At 74.6% G+C, this 17,134-nt stretch carries 14 protein-coding genes and 2 pseudogenes; 9 read left to right on the forward strand and 7 right to left on the reverse strand.

Translation table 11 applies throughout. From position 1 onward, the window contains the following. Positions 1-59: 59 nt before the first annotated feature. On the forward strand, positions 60-485 hold the full coding sequence (locus ACFY7H_RS32990; protein WP_388946063.1) for a DUF6223 family protein: 426 nt from the start codon (positions 60-62) through the stop codon (positions 483-485). A 336-nt stretch (positions 486-821) separates the two neighbouring features. Further along, a complete protein-coding gene (locus ACFY7H_RS32995; protein ID WP_388946066.1) occupies positions 822-2,342 on the forward strand; it encodes a serine/threonine-protein kinase in 1,521 nt (506 codons plus the stop codon). Positions 2,343-2,426: 84 nt separating this feature from the next. Here ACFY7H_RS32995 and ACFY7H_RS33000 read toward each other — a convergent pair whose 3' ends face one another. After that, positions 2,427-3,329 carry an aminoglycoside phosphotransferase family protein gene (locus ACFY7H_RS33000; RefSeq protein WP_388946068.1) on the reverse strand — a complete coding sequence of 301 codons (903 nt, stop codon included), beginning with the start codon at positions 3,327-3,329 and terminating at the stop codon, positions 2,427-2,429. Positions 3,330-3,455: 126 nt separating this feature from the next. Beyond that, the gene (locus ACFY7H_RS33005) at positions 3,456-4,334 is read right to left on the reverse strand and encodes an aminoglycoside phosphotransferase family protein (RefSeq protein ID WP_388946099.1); all 879 of its coding nucleotides are present in this window, start codon (positions 4,332-4,334) and stop codon (positions 3,456-3,458) included. 362 nt (positions 4,335-4,696) lie between these two features. Between ACFY7H_RS33005 and ACFY7H_RS33010 the strand changes: the two genes are divergently transcribed. From ACFY7H_RS33010 to ACFY7H_RS33025, 4 genes are all read left to right on the forward strand, one after another. Next, positions 4,697-5,941, forward strand: a complete 1,245-nt coding sequence (locus tag ACFY7H_RS33010) for a helix-turn-helix domain-containing protein (protein WP_388946071.1) — start codon at positions 4,697-4,699, stop codon at positions 5,939-5,941. A 125-nt stretch (positions 5,942-6,066) separates the two neighbouring features. Next, complete coding sequence (locus ACFY7H_RS33015; protein WP_388946074.1) at positions 6,067-6,942, forward strand: NAD(P)H-binding protein; 876 nt, start codon at positions 6,067-6,069, stop codon at positions 6,940-6,942. Between the two features lie 199 nt (positions 6,943-7,141). Beyond that, positions 7,142-7,648 (forward strand): RidA family protein, encoded by a 507-nt coding sequence (locus ACFY7H_RS33020; RefSeq protein WP_388946076.1) that lies wholly within the window; start codon positions 7,142-7,144, stop codon positions 7,646-7,648. A gap of 399 nt (positions 7,649-8,047) precedes the next feature. Continuing rightward, positions 8,048-9,274, forward strand: coding sequence for a beta-ketoacyl-[acyl-carrier-protein] synthase family protein (locus ACFY7H_RS33025; RefSeq protein ID WP_388946078.1), 1,227 nt, complete (start codon positions 8,048-8,050; stop codon positions 9,272-9,274). Here ACFY7H_RS33025 and ACFY7H_RS33030 read toward each other — a convergent pair. Further along, positions 9,255-10,154: a LysR family transcriptional regulator gene (locus tag ACFY7H_RS33030; RefSeq protein ID WP_388946081.1), complete on the reverse strand. Its 900-nt coding sequence runs from the start codon at positions 10,152-10,154 to the stop codon at positions 9,255-9,257. The genes ACFY7H_RS33025 and ACFY7H_RS33030 overlap by 20 nt on opposite strands. 172 nt (positions 10,155-10,326) lie before the next feature. On the opposite strand from ACFY7H_RS33030, the gene ACFY7H_RS33035 reads away from it, so the two are divergent. After that, positions 10,327-10,893 (forward strand): DUF6817 domain-containing protein, encoded by a 567-nt coding sequence (locus tag ACFY7H_RS33035; protein WP_388946084.1) that lies wholly within the window; start codon positions 10,327-10,329, stop codon positions 10,891-10,893. Positions 10,894-10,960: 67 nt separating this feature from the next. Here the strand turns inward: ACFY7H_RS33035 and ACFY7H_RS33040 are convergent, their stop codons facing one another. The 3 genes and pseudogenes from ACFY7H_RS33040 to ACFY7H_RS33050 form a co-directional block, all read right to left on the reverse strand. Beyond that, positions 10,961-12,277 (reverse strand): LCP family protein, encoded by a 1,317-nt coding sequence (locus ACFY7H_RS33040; protein WP_388946101.1) that lies wholly within the window; start codon positions 12,275-12,277, stop codon positions 10,961-10,963. An 83-nt stretch (positions 12,278-12,360) separates the two neighbouring features. Further along, a complete protein-coding gene (locus ACFY7H_RS33045; protein ID WP_388946087.1) occupies positions 12,361-13,914 on the reverse strand; it encodes a N,N-dimethylformamidase beta subunit family domain-containing protein in 1,554 nt (517 codons plus the stop codon). Positions 13,915-13,990: 76 nt separating this feature from the next. Next, a pseudogene (locus tag ACFY7H_RS33050) lies at positions 13,991-15,220 on the reverse strand (MFS transporter); the annotation flags it as partial. A gap of 186 nt (positions 15,221-15,406) precedes the next feature. Between ACFY7H_RS33050 and ACFY7H_RS33055 the strand changes: the two are divergent. Next, the gene (locus tag ACFY7H_RS33055; protein ID WP_388946090.1) at positions 15,407-16,003 is read left to right on the forward strand and encodes a TetR-like C-terminal domain-containing protein; all 597 of its coding nucleotides are present in this window, start codon (positions 15,407-15,409) and stop codon (positions 16,001-16,003) included. Then, positions 16,003-16,875, forward strand: coding sequence for an alpha/beta fold hydrolase (locus tag ACFY7H_RS33060; protein ID WP_388946093.1), 873 nt, complete (start codon positions 16,003-16,005; stop codon positions 16,873-16,875). The genes ACFY7H_RS33055 and ACFY7H_RS33060 overlap by 1 nt, the downstream gene beginning before the upstream one ends. A 62-nt stretch (positions 16,876-16,937) precedes the next feature. Here ACFY7H_RS33060 and ACFY7H_RS33065 read toward each other — a convergent pair. Continuing rightward, positions 16,938-17,134: pseudogene (locus ACFY7H_RS33065) on the reverse strand (2-oxoacid:ferredoxin oxidoreductase subunit beta); the annotation flags it as partial.

Below are 17,134 nucleotides of genomic sequence, written 5' to 3' on the forward strand. Positions count from 1 at the left end.
GACGACGTCCAGCCGGAGGAAGACCCGTTGGAACCCGCAGGAAAACAAGGAGCACCCTCATGTCCGTTATGTCCGTTCGTCGCCTGCCGGCCGCTGCCGCCGCCCTGCTCGCAGTCCTCGTACTCGCCGCACCGGCGGCGGCGCACGACCTGGCCCGGTCCGCCGGCGTCGAGGCGCTCGCCCTGACCAGCGCACGGTTCTGGGCCAGCGCGGCCGCGCTGCTGGGGCTGACCGCCACGGTATTCGGCGGGCTCGCGCGGGCCCGCTCCGTTCGTCCTGCCGGCAGCTGCGGGAGAGGGAAGGCCGTCGTGGCGGTGGTGGCGGGGCCGGTCGCGTTGGCCGGCGGCGCGCTGAACCTGGCCGTCGCCGACGGTGGTCCGGGCACCGGCAACGGGGTGGTGGCCGGCGCCCTGGCCCTGCTGCTGGGGCTGACGGCCACGGTCCTCGGCGCACTGGCCCTGTCCCGCTCCCGCCGCGCCTGCTGACCGTCGCCTGGTGACCGGGTGGCGGACACCTCGTACGCGCGGACGCGGTCGCCCGCAGCCGGGGCGTGTCGAGGGTGAAGTGACGTGGCGGGCCGATCGCCTCGGGGTCGGTCCGGAAGGCCAGGGCTTCCAGGATCATCAGGGCGCCGGGCGCGGCGGGGCGGGTGATCGAGGCGAGGGCCGCGGCGATGTCGGGGTCGGTGTGGAGGCTGGAAGGGGCGAGCCGAAGCTGATGACCGCCTCAAGTCCGGTGCGTCGACCGCATGGTGAGGGTATGACGGGCCTTCGGGCGGTCCGCCGTTAGCGGGGCCGGGTGCGTTGGGTTAGGTTCCGGGCGTGACTCACGATCGCGGAGGGCTGCTGGGCGGCCGGTACCGGCTGGCCGAACCGCTCGGCCAGGGCGGCATGGGGACCGTCTGGCGGGCCCATGACGAGCAACTCGACCGCGAGGTCGCCCTCAAGGAGCTGCGGCTGCCCGACGACCTCGACGCCTCCGGGCGCAAGGCCTGGATCGACCGCCTCGACCGTGAGGCGCGGGCGGCCGCCCGGCTGAAACACCCGGGGGTCATCACCGTCCACGACCGGATAGCCGGCGATGACGGCCGCCCGTGGATCGTGATGGAACTCGTCCACGGCCGGTCCCTGGACGATCTGGTCAAGGAGGACGGCCCGCTTCCGCCGGCCCGGGTGACGGAAATCGGTCTGCAGGTCCTGGACGCGCTGCGCGCCGTGCACGCCACGGGTGTCACGCACCGGGACATCAAACCCGCCAACGTGCTGCTCGAAGGCGACCGGGTGGTGCTGACCGACTTCGGGATCGCCGCCGTGGAGGGCGAGGCCGGCCTGACCCGGTCGGGGGCCCTCATGGGGACCCCCGTCTACATGTCCCCGGAGCAGGTGCGCGGGCTTCCGGCGACCGCCGCGTCCGATCTGTGGTCGCTGGGCGCGACGTTGTTCACCGCGGTGGAGGGACACCCGCCGTTCAGCGGCTCCGGTTCCTGGGCCGTCTTCGTCGCCATCGCCACCGAGGAGCCGGCCACCGCCGTGCGTGCCGAGGAGCTCGCGCCCGTGCTGGCGGGCCTGCTCCGCAAGGACCCGGCGCGGCGCCTCACCGCCGATGAGGCGTACGACCTGCTCGCCGGGCCGGCGGGCGGAGCCGGGCCGTCCCGGCCGGAACCCGTGCCGGCATCCGCGTCCACACTGCGGCTGGGCGCGTCACCGGGCGCCGGTCCCGGGGCGGAGCCGCTGGCCGGGCCGGCACCCGGCCCCGCCCGCCGCGTCCGGTGGAGGTACGTGCCGGGGCTGGCGGTGGTGTTCGTGGCGGCCGTGCTGGCGATGCCGTGGTGGCTCCCGGGGTCCGGGTCCGGCGACGACGGCCGCGGCCGCGCGACCGGTTCCACGACGTCCGCCCAGCAGTCCCCGTCCCCGTCCTCGTCCTCGTCTCCTCCTCCCGTCTCGCCCACGCCCGCCGCCTCGCCCAGTTCGAGCCCCACTCCCACGCCCAAGCCGACGCCCGAGCCCGCGCACACCCCCCTCGACCGGCAGGCCGTCGAGCGCGTCTTCGCGGTCTACATGAACGGCCTGGCCGACCACGACATGACCTCGCTGCGCCGGGGCACCTGCCCGCGGCTGCGCTCGACGCTGCTCGGATTCGTCCTCAACGGCTACTACGTGGACCGCTGGGAACTCCAGCCCTACGAGATCCCGCCGGGCAGGGACGAGCTCAGTGTGGAAGCGAGGATCACCCGGCGGGACCCCGTGACCGGGAAGCTCGCGGGCGATGTCCTCAACCAATGGATCATCGAGCGGGACGCGGACCAGCAGTACTACGTGTGCGGCTGGCTCAACGAGGAGTGAGCCGCCCGGGCCGATGGCCGGAACGAAGCCCCCGCTTGCCTAGATGGGCAAAAGAGTTTGCCATTATTGACAATCCGGGGGACGTCAGGAGCGGTGGTGGTCGGCGATGGCCTCGGCCGCCGCGCGGTGGCCGGTGCGTGCCAGGACGGGGTTGAGGCCGCCGCGGTAGTAGTGCTCCGCGGTGAGCCCGAAGCGCAGGGCCCAGCCCCGCCCCCGGGCCCAGGTGGCGTCGTCCACGCCGGCCGCCTCGCGGAAGGCGTCCCGGGTCTCGGCGGTCAGCAGGGTCCAGGCCGCCATCAGATCGCACGCGGGGTCGCCGACGCCCACGAGCCCGAAGTCGATGACGGCCGCGAGCCGGCCCCGGCGGCCGAGCAGGTTTCCCGGCAGCAGGTCGCCGTGCAGCCATACGGGGGCGCCCCGCCACCCCGGTGCCCGTACGGCCGCCTCCCAGGCGGCGGTCGCCGCCCCGGCGTCGTGCGTGCCGTCGGCGCCGAGGTCCCGGATCGCCGCCCGGACCTCGTCGTCGGCGGTGTCCACCGGACCGCCGCGGAACGAGCGCGGTGCCCCGGCGGTGCCGACGCGGTGGAGCGCCGCGAGGAAGCGGCCCAGCGCGGCGGCCGCGTCCTGGAGTCCGCTTCCGGTGAGGGGCCGGTCGTAGAGGTTCTCGCCGTCGAGCCAGCGGTACACCGACCAGGCGGACCCGTACCCCTCCCCCGGAGCCCCGTGCCCCAGCGGCTCGGGCACCTCCAGGGGCAGGTGCGGGGCGAGGTGCGGCAGCCACCGCTGCTCGGCGGCGACCTGCCCCTCGGCGTCGGGGATGCGGGGGAGCCGTACGGTCATGTCCTCGCCCAGCCGGTACATGGCGTGGTCGGTACCGGCCGAGGTCACCTTCCGTACGGGCAGTCCCGCCCACTGTGGGAACTGCGCCGCGATGAGCCGCTCGACGAGCGACTCGTCGATCCCGGCCCCGTCGGCACGCTTCGTCACACCGGTCACCTCTGCTTCCCTCGGGTCGACGCCGGTTCCGGCGCCGTCTCCGGCATCCTCGTACGGGCCGTGACGCAACCGGCGGCGAGTTCCACGGCCCTTCCCTTCGTTCCTCCTGACGCGCCCTCAGCCGGCGAGCACCTGCCGGAGCACATGGCGGGCGTTCGCGGAGATAACCGGGTTCGTCACGCGGTAGTAGGGCAACTGGACGAGGGCCATGGACAGCGCCCAGCCCCGGCCGCGGGCCCAGGAGGCGTCGTCGGTGTCCACGGCCTCGCGGAAGACCCGCCGCGCGGAGGAGGGCAGCAGGTTCCACGCCGGGATCAGGTCCACGGCGGGGTCGCCGAGGCCCGCGGTGCCGAAGTCGATCACCGCGGCCAGCCGTCCGCCGGCGCCGAGCAGGTTGCTCGGCATGAGGTCGGAGTGGATCCACCGCGGCTCCCCGGACCACGCGGGGGCGGCGAGCGCCTCCTCCCACGCGGCGAGGGCCGCACCGGCGTCGAACGGCTCGTCCGTGCGGCGCAGTTCCTCGATCGCGGCACGGGTCTCCGCGTCGGCGGCGGCCAGCGGCCGGCCCCGGTGGGCCCGGGGTCCCTCGCCGGGATCCACCCCGCGCAGCGCGGTGACGAACGCCGCGAGGTCCCGGGCGAGCCGCCCGGGGTCCTCCACCCGGTCCTCGACCAGTACCTCGCCCTCGATCCACCGGTGGACGGCCCACCCCCACGGGTAGCCCTCGGCGGCCCGGCCCAGCCCGACGACCTCCGGGACGGGCACGGGCACCAGGGGCGCGAGCCGCGGCAGCCAGTGGGCCTCCCTCTCCAGCGTTCCGGCGCCGCCCTCGGTGAGCGGCAGCCGGACGGTCAGCGCGTCGCCGGCCCGGTAGATCGCGTTGACGGTGCCACCGGACTCCAGGCGCCGCACCGGCAGGCCGGCCCACTGGGGGAACTGTCCGCGGAGCAGCCGCCGGACGAGGTCCTCGTCGGTCCGCGCTTCGTCCGCGTGCATCGTGACCATGGGTCGTCAGGCTCCGTTGCTGCCGGGGTTGGTGGTGGTGACGGGGATGCTCCCGCGCATGAGCGGCTCCGTACGGGGGTCCCGTGATCGCGGGATCGGGGGGACGCACCCGGGATCCGCTGGGAGCGGCTCGGCTCGGTCAACCTAGAACTCCCGGCCCTCGAAGGCAAGCCGATGTGCCAAAAGTTGCCACGGATGCTTGCGGGCGTCATGGGCATGCACGGTGATCCTGGGAAGCCGTAAGGCATCGGCCGGCACATATTTTGCCTGCGGAGGCGGGAACGCTACGATGCGCACCCGAGCGTTGGCGGGCGCGATCAGGGTCGTATCCGAGAATTGATTGCAGGACTCACATGACAGACGAGTCGTCCTTCGGCGCGCGCCTCAAGGCCTTGAGGCTCCAACGGGGGCTCTCCCAGGCCTCGCTGGCCGGCGGGGAGATCTCCACCGGTTATTTGTCCCGTCTGGAGTCGGGCGCACGGCAACCCACCGAGCGAGTGATCACCTACCTCGCCGAGCAGCTGGGCGTGGACCGTCGCGCCTTCGACGCCCTGCCCACCGCGACTGCCACCCCCGGCGGCGGCCCGCTGGCGCAGGCGCTGAGCATCGCCGTCTCCTCCGACAGTGACGAGTCCGTCGAGCAGCTCATCGACGTGCTCGCGGCCTCCGGGGCGGAGGATCCGCTCCTGCGCTGGCAGGCGCTGTGGGTGATCGCGGGGTACCGGTCCCGCCACGGCGAGCGCGCCGAGGAGCAGGCGTGCCTGGAGGAGCTGGCCGAAGTGGCCGAGGAGCTCTCGCTGCCGGCGCTGCGGTGCCGGTCCGGCACCCAGCTGGCCCGGTGTCTGCGCTCGGTCGGCCAGATCGCCCGGGCACTCGAACTCGCCGAGAACGCGTACCGCGTCGCCAAGGACGCCGGGCTCTCCGTCTCCGACACCGGCACCGCCCTGCTGGCGCTGGTGTCGGCCGAGGCGGAGTCCGGCCGGCTGACCGAAGCCCGGGCGCACGCCCGGGAACTGGTCGAGCTGGTGGCGGGCGGGCCGGACGCGCTGCGCGCCGAGGCCCTGTGGTCGGCGGCCACCGTCTGCTCCCGCCAGGGGGACGACGAGGCGGTCCACGCGTATCTGGAACAGGCCATGCGGGCGCTCGACAGCCGTGTCGACCCGATCCTGTGGGCGCGGCTGAGACTCGCCGCGGCCTCGCTGTACCTGCAGTCCAGACCCGCCCTCACCGAGCGGGCCCGTACCTGCCTGACGCAGGCCGAGGCGGCGCTCTCGCTCATCGGCACGCCCGTCCAGCAGCAGGAACTGCTGGTGCTGCAGGCACACCTCGCGTTCGAGGAGGGCCGTTACGCGGACGCCCGCGCCGCCCACGGCCGGCTGGACTCCGACAACCTGCGCCTGACCTACCGCGACCGGATCCGGCTCCAGACGCTCGACAGCCTGCTGCTGATCGTCGAGGGCCGCCGGGAGGAGGGCCGCACCCGGCTGAAGCAGCTGGGCGAGGAGGCCCGCCGCGCCTCGAACATGGACCTCGCCGCCGAGATCTGGCGGCTCCTGGCCGAAACGCTGGAGAACGCCGAACGGGCGGAGGCCCAGTAGCGGCGGGGGCCTCAGCCGTCCCGTGCCGCACTCCTGAACGGCGCCCCGAATGATCCGGGCGGCCCGGGGTACGCCGTCGGGAGTGCGGCGCGTGCAGGCGGGGGGTCCAGGAGGAGGACGGCTCGATGGGCATCGTGGTGACCACACCGACCGGACACGTGGGGTCGCGCGTGGTGCGGTTGCTGCTCCAGGCGGGCGTCCGCCCCCGCGTCCTGGTCCGCGACCCCGCCCGGCTGGACGAGGAGACCCGCGGGCGGGCCGACGTGTGCCCGGGCGACCTCACGGACGCCGGATTCGTCCGGAAGGCGGTGGCGGGGGCGCGTTCCGTCTTCTGGGTGGACCCCACCCCGCACACGGCGGCGGACCCGGTCGGGACCTCGCTGGCGACCGCGGCGCCGCTGGTGCGGGCGGTCCGGGACGGTGACGTGGGGCGGGTCGTGCTGCTCAGCAGCGTCGGGGCGGAGAAGCGGCACGGCGTCGGGCACATCGACGGGCTGGCCGGGATCGAGGCGGAGCTCGACGCCGCCGGAGCCGACGTGCTGCACCTGCGGTGCGCGTACTTCTTCACCAACCTGCTGCTCGACCTCGAGGGGCTCTCCCGCGGCGTGCTGAGCACCGCCTTCGACCCGGGACGGCCGATGCCGTGGGTGGATCCGCGGGACGTCGGGGACGTGGTCGCGGCCCGGCTGCTGAACGACGCGTGGCGGGGCCGGGTGGTGCAGGCCGTCCACGGGCCCGAGGACCTCACCTTCCACCAGGTCGCACGGATCCTGACCGCCGCGCTCGGGCGCGCCGTCCGGGCGGAGCGGGTCGGCGACGACGCGGTGCGGGACGCCCTGCGCGCGGCCGGGCTGCCCGGATCGGCGGTGGAGGGCATCGTCGGGATGGCGGCCGGCTCGCGGGACCTGGTGCCCGAGCAGCCCCGTGACCTGCTGACCACCACGCCCACCCGGCTCGCCGGCTGGGCCCACGCCGAACTGCGCCCGCTGCTGCACGGGTGATGCCCTCTCCCGGCGCCTCGCCGGGGACGGAGGGCTGACCCCGGTGGCCTTGTCGGCACCGCCGCCGGCGGCCCGGGGCCGCATGACGCCGCGCGGCGTCAACGGCGCCGATGCGCCCGTTCGACTCCCGTTCGAGGTGTTCTCGTTCGCGGCCTGGCAGCTTCGGAGCTCCAGCACCGGGGACGAAAGGACAAGGGGAATGACCAAGTCGAGGCGCAGGTTCGGTATCGCCGCTGTGGTGGCCGCGTTGGTGGCCGGCATCACCGTTGTGGGGCCGCAGGGAGCGAGTGCGCAGGACACGGCGCGCCGCGGCTGGGACCACTTCGGGTTCGGGGTGTCGTGGGAGGAGACCTACGGCTACTCGCAGGCCATCAAGGCCGGGGACACCGTCTACATCTCGGGTCAGCTGTCGCACGACGCGGCCGGGAACCTGGTGGGCGTCGGCGACTTCGAGAAGCAGGTCCGCACGTCGTTCGAGAACATGGACAAGGTCCTCGCGCACTACAAGATCCCGCGCAGCCAGATCGTCAGCATGAAGATCTACACCAAGGACCTGCGCCAGAACTTCGACACGGCCGCGAAGCTGCACAAGGAGTACGTCGGCAAGCACCGCACGACCGACACCATCATCGGGGTCAGCGACCTGGCGTTCCCCGAGCAGCTGGTGGAGATCGAGGCCGTCGCGCTGGTGAAGCCGCGCTCCTGACTCCCGGGCGGGCCGCACGGTGACCGCCGTGCGGCCGCTCGGCTCGTCGCGCGGTGAGCGCCGCGGCGACGCCCGGTGACCCGCCGACACCGGGCCGTCCCCGCTCGCGGTCCGGCACGGGCGTCACCGGATCCGGTCCGGCCGCGGCCGGCACGGCGCGCGATGCGAAGGGCCCGGGCACTCGTTGCCCGGGCCCTTCCGCGTGCCCGGCGGCCGCTGGACGGTGCGGTCTTCGGGGGCGGTTCTTTCATGTGGTTCCTACAAATCTTTGGCGGATGCTCCGTCGATCGCCGCACCTGATGGTGCGTGAATTCCCTGGCAGATTGGCCAATGTCTTGATCACCTCCGGCCGGAGTCCGATGGCGGGGGTGTGCCAGTCGAACAAAAGGGGGTTGTGCGATGACCACGGATACGACGGATGTCGTGGTGACGGGGCTGGGGGCCACGACGCCGCTGGGCGGGGACGTTCCCTCGACCTGGGCCGGGATGCTGGCCGGGGAGTCCGGGGTCGGTGCGATCGAGGAGGAGTGGGCCGCCGGGCTGCCGGTGCGGATCGCGGGGCGGCTGCGGGTCGAGCCGGGTGAGGTCATGGACCGGGTGCAGGCGCGGCGGCTGGACCGGTGCGAGCAGATCGCGCTGATCGCGGCCCGGGAGGCGTGGGCCGACGCGGGACGGCCGCAGGTCGAGCCGGAGCGGCTGGCCGTGGTGATCGGTACGGGCACGGGCGGCGCGCTGAGCATGCTCGGCCAGGACGACGTCCTGGAGGCGTCCGGGGTCCGCAAGGTCTCGCCGCACACCGTGCCGATGCTGATGGCGAACGGGCCGGCGGCCTGGGTCAGCATCGAACTCGGCGCCCGGGGAGGGGCCCGTACCCCCGTCAGTGCCTGCGCCTCCGGGGCCGAGGCGATCGCGATGGGCCTGGACCTGATCCGGCTGGGGCGCGCGGACGTGGTCGTCGCGGGCGGGGCCGAGGCCTGCGTCCACCCCCTGCCGCTGGCGGGGTTCGCCCAGGCCAAGGCGCACTCCACGCGCAACGAAGCGCCGCGGGAGGCGTCCAGGCCGTTCGACACGGGCCGGGACGGCTTCGTCATCGGGGAGGGCGCGGCGCTGGTGGTCCTGGAACGGGCCGGCTTCGCCGCCGCCCGCGCCGCCCGCGTGCACGCGGTCCTGGCCGGCGCGGGCGTCACCTCGGACGCGCACCACATCACCGCCGCCCACCGGGACGGGCAGGTCCGCGCGATGCGGCTCGCCCTGGCATCGGCCGGGCTCGGCCCGCTCGACGTCCGGCAGGTGCACGCCCACGCGACCTCCACCCCCCAGGGCGACCTGACCGAAGCCGAGTCGATCGCCGAGGCCATCGGTACGCATCCGGCCGTCACCGCGACCAAGTCGATGACCGGGCACCTGTTCGGGGCGGCCGGTGCGCTGGGCGCCGTCGCCGCGGTCCTCGCCCTCCGCGACCAGGTGGTACCCGCCACGCGGAATCTGGACGAGCTCGATCCGCGGGTGCGGCTGGACGTGGCCGCCGGACGGCCCCGGCGGGGCGTGCCCGGCGCCGCACTGACCAACTCCTTCGGTTTCGGCGGGCACAACGCCTCGCTGGTGTTCACCGCCGGACGTGGCTGACGGTCCGTTCGCCCACCGCGTCGGCGAAGGTGCGGGCCAGCGGGGAGAGGGCCTCCCAGCGGCGGACCGCCCAGCCGACCGCGAGGGGCGGGAGGGCGGGTACGGGGACCAGGCGCAGGGGGCCTTCGGGTGCGGCGCGCAGGCCGGGGACGAGCGGTACGACCGTGTGGCCCAGGCCGAGTTCGGCCAGCAGGAGCGCGGTGTCCCAGTCCGCGACGCTGGTGTCGGAGCCGACCCGGACGCCCAGTTCGGTGAAGGCCGCGTCCAGGCGGGCGCCGGAGAGGGAGTTCGGGGGCAGCCGGACGAGGCGGAGGTCCGTGAGGTCGGCGGCGTCGATGGTCCGGCGGGCGGCGAGCGGGTCGCCGGCGCGGACGGCGAGCACCCAGGGCAGGTCGGCCACGGGGCGCTGCTCGATGCCGGGCACCGGGGGGCCGATGGTGACCCAGGCCAGGTCCAGGGTGCCGGCCAGGAGGGCTTCGAAGCAGCGGCGGCTGGAGGTCTCGGTGCGGAACTCCAGGCTGGTGCGCGGGTGGTGGCGGCGGAAGTCGACGATGGCCTCGGCCATGAAGTGGCGGACGGTCGCCCCGCCGGTGCCGACGCGTACGGATCCGCCCTCGCCGTTCGCCAGGTCGCCGAGGCGGCGCAGCGCCTGGTCCAGGCCGGTGATCCCGTCGGCGGCGGCCTCGTAGAGGATCCGGCCGGCGGGGGTGGGTGCCACTCCGCGGGGCCGGCGTTCGAGCAGGGTGGTCGCCGTTTCGCGTTCGAGGCGCTTCACGTGCTGGCTGACCGCCGACTGGGTGCACCCCAGTTCGCGCGCGACGCCGCTGAGGCTGCCCGCGCGGCATACGGCGATGAAGACGCGGAGATCGTCCAGGGTCATGAACCCCAAGGTATTACTTGGGTGTTGGCAAGGAAACCCCAGGATTGACTGGATGCCGGGCAGGGCGGACGATTCCGGTGGGCCCGGACCCAGGCGGCAACCCTGTCCGGTGGCCACGCCGGGTCCGGAACCGGCGTGGGCGCCGGACGGGTGCCGACCACGGGAGGGTTCCATGACCGCTGTGCCGTCCGCCGAGGAGCGGGCCCTGGAGTTGCTGCGGCGGTGCGGGGCGCAGGGGGTTGCCCATCCGGGCGGCGACCTGCCGGCCCACCTGCTGCGGGTACGGGAGCGGCTCGCCTCGTGGGGGGCGCGGCCGGCGCTCCGGCTCGCCGGGCTGTGCCACGCCGTGTACGGGACCGACGGCTTTCCCGTGGCGCTGCTGCCGCTGGAGCGCCGTCCGGAGGTCGTGGCGGCGATCGGAGCCGAGGCCGAGGGGGTGGTGTACCTGTACGCCGCGTGCGACCGGGGGGCGACCTACCCGGGTCTGGGGCGGGCCGGTTCCGTGTTCACCGACCGCTTCGACGGGGGGCGGAGCCTGGTCCCGGGGGAACGGGCCCGGCGTGACTTCGCCCGGCTGACGGCGGCCAACGAGCTGGACCTCGCGGCGGAGGACCCCGCCTTCCGGGCCGCCTACGGGCCGGACCTGCTGGTCCTGCTCGGCCGTGTCCGGCACCTGCTCGGTCCCGGTGCGCGGGAGGACTGCCGGGCCTTGGCGCGGGACCTCGGGGTGCGGTGGTGAGGGACCGCCGTGCGCGGCCGGCCCCCTCCCCCGCACTCCGGGTGTTCCCGGGCGGCGCGGGCCGGGTTCAGCCCGTGGGCCGGGCGGGGTGGGGGGTGGTGGGGCAGCGCAGGGTGTCGGCGGTGACCGGGGCGCCGTCCGCCTTGTTGCGGTCGTAGGTCACCGTCCTGACCCGGACGGGGGTGGTGCCGACGGTGACGTCGAAGGTCTGGTCGTGGTCGGGGGCGGGGTGGAGGCGGGCGCCGGGGAGCGCCGCGGCGAGGGTGGCCGCGTCCGCTTCCCGGGCGGGGGCGTACGTGATGACGGGCGGGCCGGGGGGCCGTACGGCGGGTGCGGGCCGGGGGGTGACCTTGAAGCCGTTGCGGGTCAGGGCCGCGGCGACGGCGGGCTCGTCGACGCGGAGCTTGACGCCGGCCGGGTTGGTGTCGGCGGGGGTTTCGGGGACGGGCTGGATGCGGGGGTCGCCGGTGATGGGGCGGTCTTCGGCGAGGGCGTCCCAGAGGGCGGCGGCGCGGGCCTCGTGCCAGACCAGGGTCGATCCGACGCCGGGGACGCGGTGGTCGAAGAGGCGGATGGGGACGGTGGCGAACTCGGTGCGCTCGGCGCGGAGCCGGCCGAGGGCCCAGCCGATGCGGACGAGGTCGTCCAGGTCCGTCCAGTCGTCGGTGCGTACGGTCTTCAGCAAGGTGCGGGCGGTACGGGCCGTGCTGAGGGGGCTGGAGAGGGCGCCTCCGGCGGTGAGGCGGGCCAGCAGGTCGTTGACGGTGCGCTGCTGGCGGCGGACGCGGCCGAGGTCTCCGGGCCGGTTGGTGATCTTCCGGGCGCGGACGTAGCGCAGGGTCTGGTTGCCGTCGGTGTGGTGGACGCCGGCGGGGACGTCGAGGCCGGAGCCTTCGTCCCGGAGGGGCCGGTCGGTGCAGACGGTGGCGCCGCCGAGGTTGTCGACGGTCTGCTCGAAGCCGGTGAATCCGGTCTCCAGGTAGTGGTCGACGTGGAGGCCGGTGACCTGTTCGACGGTGCGCACGGCCAGCGGTCCGCCGCCGATCGCGTACGCCCCGTTGATCTTCCCGAAGCGGGGCGGGCCGGGCAGCGGGTACTGGACGTAGGAGTCGCGGGGGATGGAGACGATGCTGGCGCGGTCGCCGTCCGCGGAGAGGTGGACGAGCATCATCACGTCGGTGCAGTCGCAGCCCTTGCCGCCGACGTGCAGCCGGCGCTTCTCGGCGGCGGAGAGGCCCGCGCGGCTGTCGATGCCGACGACGAGGATGTTCGTGCCCCGGTGGCCGGCGTCCGTGCCGTGGTCGGCGGACAGGGCCCGGGAGCCCGAGTGGGCGCCGGCGGCGAGGGTGGCCAGCAGCGTGAGGGCAACGGTGAGTCGACGCAACGCGCATCCCCTGACGTGGTGGTGAGGTGGTGGTGGCGGAAGCCGCGGGAGGACCGTACTGCCGCGCCCGGCGGGGGGTGGGGTTACGCGCCGGGGAAGGTGTCCAGATTGTCCCGGGCGGGTCTGGCCGGGCCGGCCGGGCCGCGGGCGAACGCGCGCAGGACGTTGGCGGTGACGGTGCGGGTGAAGTGCCCGGCACGGGCGTCCAGGCCGTGGTTGGCCTTGCCGCCCGCGGGACCGGTCGCGTCGAGGGCCTCGACCCAGCGCATGGTGCCCGTGGCGAAGACGGCCGCGCCGCCCGGCAGGGTGAGGTAGGCGGTGTCCGCGTACGAGGCGCGGCCCTTGCGGACGACCGGCGAGCGGGCCAGCACCTCGATGGGGCGGGGAGTGGGGTGGCGCGGGTTCACCCGGTCGTACTCGACGCCCACCAGGTGCGGGAAGCTGTCGCCGGCGCGGGCTCCGGTGCCCTCCAGCAGCCAGTGTCCGGGGTGGGTCACCACGTAGGGGGCGTCGACGGGGTAGCCGTCGTAGATCACGCCGAGCAGGGAACTCTCGGGGTCCGCGGCGGGTGCCCGCCGGAAGTCGTGGGTGGGCGGGGATCCCCGCTGGTAGCCGGGGTCCCGGGCGTAGTCGTCCTTGTAGCAGACGACGACCCGGTCCGGGCCGGCCGCGGAGGCTTCGAGGCGGATCCGCCGGTAGCAGCAGTTCGCGCCGAGCACGGCCAGGTTGGTGCCGGTGTCGCGGGCGAGGGTCACGTGCCGGCGCTGCTCGGGGCTCCAGTACTCGTCGTGGCCCATGGAGACCACCGCGGCCGCTCCGCACAGCAGTTCCGGGTCCCGTGCCACGTCGATGCCGGTGGCGTAGGCGAGGGGCAGGCCGAGCCGTTCGGCGAGGGCGACCGCGGGTGCCTCGTAGACGAGGAACTGGCCGGCGCCGTTCCCGTTCGCGTAGGGGCGGTCGAAGGTGACCCGCAGGGACCTCGACGCCTTGCGCCCCGTCCTGCCCTTGTACAGGTCCGCGCCGCCCCAGCGGTTGTAGGCCTGCCAGGTGGTCACGGATTGCGTCAGCACGGTGCGGCCGGCCGTGGCGGCGGAGCGTACGGTGACCGGCACGAACCGCTGGGCCAGCCCGTCGGTGGTGTCCAGGCGCAGCAGGTAGGCGCCCTCCGGCCAGCCGGAGGTGTCGAGCAGCGCCGTCCGCTGCCAGGGGGCGCTCGCGGTGCGGGTGCCGGGGTCCGTGGTGGCGGGCGGCTGGCGGACGCCGGGGAGCGGGGCGGAGCGCCACACCAGGCGGGCCCGGGCGCCGCCGTACCAGCCCATGCGGTAGGCGGAGACGGTGTAGGAGGCGGCGGTGGTGGACACCCTCAGGCCCAGCGGTTCTCCGGGGCGCAGCGACACCCGTTCGGCGAAGCCCTCGACGGCCCGGGCCGGGCCGGGGCGGGTGATCCGCCAGCCCGGGGAGCCGGGGAGCGCGTTCTCCGCCGTGACGTCCAGGCCGCCGTCCGGGGGCGGTTGGCGTACGGGGCCCTCGGCGCGCGTGGCCGCACGGGCCGGCGGGCCGGGCCGTGCGGTGATCGCGGCGGCGGCCAGGCCCAGGATCAGCCGGCGCCGTCCGGGCCGTCCCTCGCTCTCGTGCACGCCCTCCGTTGTAGTCCACCGGCGGCCGCCGGCCCGGCAGACGCGCCCGTCCGGGCATGGGGGTGCGGCCGGTCCGGCCGAGGATCGCGATGCCAAGGGCGCTGCCGGCCTGACCGATGGTGTCGTTGAGGGCCGAGCCGACGCCCGCCTTCTCCTCGGGGATGGTGGTCATCAGGGCGCCGACGGCGGCCGGCATGGCCGCGCCCGCGCCGAGGCCGAGCAGGCCCAGGGCGACCGCCGGGACGGTGAAGCCGGAGTCGGGGGAGGCGGTGGTCAGCAGGGCGAAGGAGGCGGCCATCACGATCATGCCGCCCACGATCAGGGGGCGGTTGCCCACCCTGGAGGCGAGGCCGGCGCCGGCTCCGTTGCCGATCAGGGCGGCCACGGCGAGCGGGACGAAGGCGAGGCCCGCCTTGAGGGGCGAGTAGCCGAGGACGAACTGCAGGTACTGCGTCAGGACCAGCAGCAGGCCGCCGTTGCCGATCTGGACGAGGGTCAGGGAGAGCGAACCGCCGCTGAAGTCGCGGTTCTTGAAGAGGACCAGCGGGACCATCGGGGAGGGGGTGACGTTCTCCCAGATCACGAAGCCGGCGAGGCAGGCCGCCGCGACGGCGAGGATGAGCGAGGAGCGGCCCTCGAAGGCGCCGTGCTTCGGGATCTCGATGATCCACCAGACCAGGGCGGTCATCCCGACGGCGGAGAGGACGGCGCCGAGCGGGTCGGGCTTCTGCCAGGGCCCCTTGGACTCGGGCATCAGGGTGAGGGCGGCGATCACGGCGAGGACGACGACCGGGACGTTGATGAAGAAGATCGACTGCCAGGAGAAGTGGTCGATCAGGACGCCGCCGAGGACGGGGCTCCCCACCAGGCCGAGCATGGAGACCGAGCCCCAGGCCGCCATCGCCTTGGGCCGCTCGTCCTCCTCGAAGACGGTGATGAGGATGGAGAGGGTGGACGGCATGATGAGCGCGCCGCCGACGCCCATCGCGACGCGTACGGCGATCACCTCGCCCGGGTCGGAGCAGTAGGTCGCGGCCAGTGACGCCACTCCGAAGAGGACCAGCCCGACCAGCATGACCAGGCGCCGGCCGAAGCGGTCGCCGAGGCTGCCGGAGGTGAGCAGGAGCCCGGCGAAGACCAGGATGTAGGAGTCGAGGATCCACTGGGTGTCCTGCGCGCTCGCGCCGAGCTCCGTCGTCAGGACCGGCACCGCGACGGTCAGGGCCATGGAGTCGACCACCAGGACCAGTGAGCTCAGGCACAGCACGATCAGGATCCCCCAGCGGCGGGGGTTCCTGGTTTCCATGGGGTCGTCCCTCTCGTCTTCGCGTGCGCCTACGTGCGTACGCCGTTACTCGTTGCGCACAGCGTACGCATGTCGGAACGCTGTACGCAAGGTCGGCGTGACGCCGGGCCGGCGCCATCGGGCTGGACAGCCGAACCTAGATCACCTAGCTTTTTGCCTAGAGATCCTAGGTTGTGGAGGTGCCCGATGGTGCGCGCGGGTCTGAGCGCGGCACGGCTCACGGAGGCGGCCGCCGAGATGGCGGACGAGGCCGGGCTGGAGAAGGTGACGCTGTCCGCGCTCGCGCGGCGCTTCGGCGTCAAGGACGCGAGCCTGTACTCGCACGTCAGGAACCTGCGGGAACTGCGGGTCCGGGTGGGCCTCGCGGCCTCCGAGGAGATGACCGCGCGGATCGCGGCGGCCGTCGCCGGGCGGGCGGGCAAGGAGGCGCTGATCGCGTTCGCCGACGCCTACCGGGCGTACGCCCTGGAGCGCCCCGGCTGCTACGCGGCCACGCAGATGCGCTTCGAGCCGCAGGAGCTGGAGGGCTCGGCCGGGCTGCGCCGGAGCGTGGAGCTCACTTACGGGATGCTGCGGGCGTACGGGCTGGCGGAGCCGGACCTGACGGACGCGGGCCGGCTGCTGCGGGCGACCTTCCACGGCTACGCCCACCTGGAGTCGAGCGGCGGCTTCGGGCACTCCCGCGACGTGGACGAGTCCTGGGCGCGGGCGCTCGACGCGCTGCACGTGGCCCTGGAGAACTGGCCGCCACGGGACCGGCACCACGAGCGGGCCGAGGGCTGATGGGTACGCCGACGCGCACGACCGGCGTGCTGGAGGTACCCGGCGCCGCCCTGTACTACGAGAAGCGGGGCAGCGGCCCGGTGCTGCTGCTGATCCCGGGCGGCGGAGCCGACGCCGGGCTGTACGAGGGGATGGCCGACGGCCTCGCCGCCGCCGGGTACACGGTGGTCTCGTACGACCCGCGCGGCCAGTCGCGCAGCCTGCTCGACCGTCCGCCCGCCGGCCAGCGGGTGGAGGTCTGGGCCGATGACGCGTACCGGGTGCTGGAACTGGTCTCCCCGCACGAGGCCGCGTACGTACTGGGATGCAGCGCGGGCGCCGTGGCCGCGCTGGAGCTGCTGGCCCGTCACCCCGGGCGGGTGGCCCGGGTGGTGGCGCACGAGCCGCCGCTCGTCGAGGTGCTGGACGAGCCCGCGCCGCACCGGGCGCTCTTCGCGGAGGTACGGGACCTGCTGCGCGCCGAGGGGGCGGGGGCGGCGATGGCGCGCTTCGCCGAGGGGATGAGCGGCCCCGCCGGGGAGCCGGGCGCCGGGGATCGGCCCGCGCCGGATGCGGATGCCGAACTGCCCCCTGCGATACGGGAGATGGCCCCGCGCATGTACGCCAACCTGCCGTTCTTCCTGGAGCACGTGCTGTGCCCGTTCACCGGGAGCGTGCCGGACGTGGCCGGGCTGCGGCGGGAGGCCGGCCTGCTCGTGCTGGCGGCGGGGGCGGACTCGCGCGGGACCGCCGCGCTGTACGGGCCGGCGAGGCGGCTGGCGGAGCTGACCGGGGCCGGATTCGCCGAGTTCCCGGGCGGGCACGTGGGTTGCGCGGAGCGTCCGGCGGAGTTCGCGGCGCGGCTGCTGGAGGTACTGCGCGGCGCGGTGTGAGGAGCTGCGGGCGAGGGGACGCGGGACCGCCCCGGGCTCTTGCCGGGGCGGTCCCGTCCGGGTCAGCGGCGGACCGTCCAGGCGTCATGACCGGTGAGGAGGGCGGCGAGGTCCGCTTTGCCGTGCTGGTCGACGGCCGCCTCCAGCTGGTCGGCCATGAGGGTGTCGTAGACGGGGCGTTGGGTGCTGCGGAAGACGCCGATGGGGGTGTGGTGGAGGGTGTCGGGGTCGGCGAGGCGGGAGAGGGCGAAGGCGGTGG

Source organism: Streptomyces sp. NPDC012794 (assembly GCF_042901085.1).
Lineage (GTDB): Bacteria > Actinomycetota > Actinomycetes > Streptomycetales > Streptomycetaceae > Streptomyces.

Excerpts from the sequence above, each read along its gene's own strand:
- ACFY7H_RS32990 (WP_388946063.1), top strand. The coding sequence starts at position 60 with ATGTCCGTTATGTCCGTTCGTCGCCTGCCGGCCGCTGCCGCCGCCCTG.
- ACFY7H_RS33005 (WP_388946099.1), bottom strand. The coding sequence starts at position 4,334 with ATGCACGCGGACGAAGCGCGGACCGACGAGGACCTCGTCCGGCGGCTG.
- ACFY7H_RS33010 (WP_388946071.1), top strand. The coding sequence starts at position 4,697 with ATGACAGACGAGTCGTCCTTCGGCGCGCGCCTCAAGGCCTTGAGGCTC.
- ACFY7H_RS33015 (WP_388946074.1), top strand. The coding sequence starts at position 6,067 with ATGGGCATCGTGGTGACCACACCGACCGGACACGTGGGGTCGCGCGTG.
- ACFY7H_RS33020 (WP_388946076.1), top strand. The coding sequence starts at position 7,142 with ATGACCAAGTCGAGGCGCAGGTTCGGTATCGCCGCTGTGGTGGCCGCG.
- ACFY7H_RS33025 (WP_388946078.1), top strand. The coding sequence starts at position 8,048 with ATGACCACGGATACGACGGATGTCGTGGTGACGGGGCTGGGGGCCACG.
- ACFY7H_RS33030 (WP_388946081.1), bottom strand. The coding sequence starts at position 10,154 with ATGACCCTGGACGATCTCCGCGTCTTCATCGCCGTATGCCGCGCGGGC.
- ACFY7H_RS33035 (WP_388946084.1), top strand. The coding sequence starts at position 10,327 with ATGACCGCTGTGCCGTCCGCCGAGGAGCGGGCCCTGGAGTTGCTGCGG.
- ACFY7H_RS33055 (WP_388946090.1), top strand. The coding sequence starts at position 15,407 with ATGGTGCGCGCGGGTCTGAGCGCGGCACGGCTCACGGAGGCGGCCGCC.
- ACFY7H_RS33060 (WP_388946093.1), top strand. The coding sequence starts at position 16,003 with ATGGGTACGCCGACGCGCACGACCGGCGTGCTGGAGGTACCCGGCGCC.